This window comes from Chromohalobacter sp. HP20-39, assembly GCF_033052815.1.
GTDB lineage: Bacteria > Pseudomonadota > Gammaproteobacteria > Pseudomonadales > Halomonadaceae > Chromohalobacter.
On the sequence record NZ_JAWHTP010001261.1, the window covers coordinates 1 to 229 of the forward strand.

The 229-nt window shown below is 62.9% G+C and carries 1 protein-coding gene; it reads left to right on the forward strand.

What is annotated here, in order from left to right; all coding sequences use genetic code 11:
- The coding region (locus tag RVY79_RS21915) for a hypothetical protein (RefSeq protein WP_317466736.1) at positions 1-229 on the forward strand (229 nt) is incomplete at both ends.

The following is a 229-nucleotide window of genomic DNA, read 5'->3' on the forward strand; positions in this document are numbered from 1 at the left end:
TGCGTGAGCGTTTGTTTGACGCCATACGTCCCGTGCGCTCTTTGCTGGCCGAAATCACCAAGCTGCCCTGGCAGGCCAATAGCGAGCACCCGGTGACCACAGCCTTGGCCCAATTGACGAAACTGTACGCGGGCAAACTTCGCGAACTACCTGCTGATGTCAGCGCCCCTCGCTTGGGTTCGGTCTGGAGCGGCGCGATTGCGGGTGCCGACCGGGAGCGCGCGTTTCG